The 1,231-nt window shown below is 49.1% G+C and carries 1 tRNA gene and 2 rRNA genes; all 3 read right to left on the bottom strand.

What is annotated here, in order from left to right:
- A 23S ribosomal RNA gene (locus D8877_RS12190) occupies window positions 1-510 on the bottom strand; the annotation flags it as partial.
- 243 nt (window positions 511-753) lie between these two features.
- Window positions 754-826, bottom strand: a tRNA-Ala gene (locus D8877_RS12195).
- Between the two features lie 64 nt (window positions 827-890).
- Window positions 891-1,231, bottom strand: a 16S ribosomal RNA gene (locus tag D8877_RS12200); the annotation flags it as partial.

The following is a 1,231-nucleotide window of genomic DNA, read 5'->3' on the forward strand; positions in this document are numbered from 1 at the left end:
TCACCTTTCCCTCACGGTACTGGTTCACTATCGGTCACTAGGGAGTATTTAGGGTTGGGAGATGGTCCTCCCAGATTCCGACGGGATTTCACGTGTCCCGCCGTACTCAGGATACTGCTAGGTACAGAATCTATTTAAAATACGAGGCTCTTACTCTCTTTGGCTGACTTTCCCAAGTCATTCTTCTATAAATTCTGAGTCCACATTGCAGTCCTACAACCCCGAAGAGTAAACTCTTCGGTTTGCCCTCCTGCCTCTTCGCTCGCCGCTACTAAGGCAATCGCTTTTGCTTTCTCTTCCTGCAGCTACTTAGATGTTTCAGTTCACTGCGTCTTCCTCCTCATTCCCTTAACAGAAATGGGTAACAGGCATCAACCTGTTGGGTTCCCCCATTCGGACATCCCCGGATCGAAGCTTACTTACAGCTCCCCGAGGCATTTCGTCGTTTGTCACGTCCTTCTTCGGCTCCTAGTGCCAAGGCATCCACCGTGCGCCCTTACTAACTTAACCTTATTTTTGACCTTTCAGTCTTAAACTCATTAATNTTCACAGCGTTTTCGGTTTATTTTCTTGTTACTATTTGATATCNGTATTCAATTTTCAATGGACAAGTAGGATAGCTATCAACCAAAGTTGAATTCCAGACTAACTTCTTAGGAAAAAAGACTAACTTCCTTGTGTTCATCGAACACAATGTCAGTTCCCTATTTTTCTACAGAAGTTCCCGCAAGCGGAACGTCTTCCATATCCTAATGGAGCCTAGCGGGATCGAACCGCTGACCTCCTGCGTGCAAAGCAGGCGCTCTCCCAGCTGAGCTAAGGCCCCACATAGCCCTCTCAAAACTAAACAAGACTCAAGTGCATTCCGTGTGTCCTTACGGACTCCTTAGAAAGGAGGTGATCCAGCCGCACCTTCCGATACGGCTACCTTGTTACGACTTCACCCCAATCATCTATCCCACCTTAGGCGGCTGGCTCCTTACGGTTACCTCACCGACTTCGGGTGTTACAAACTCTCGTGGTGTGACGGGCGGTGTGTACAAGGCCCGGGAACGTATTCACCGCGGCGTGCTGATCCGCGATTACTAGCGATTCCGACTTCATGTAGGCGAGTTGCAGCCTACAATCCGAACTGAGACTGGCTTTCAGAGATTAGCTTGCCGTCACCGGCTTGCGACTCGTTGTACCAGCCATTGTAGCACGTGTGTAGCCCAGGTCATAAGGGGCATGA

The organism is Streptococcus sanguinis (assembly GCF_003943735.1).
Classification (GTDB): Bacteria; Bacillota; Bacilli; order Lactobacillales; family Streptococcaceae; genus Streptococcus; species Streptococcus sanguinis_E.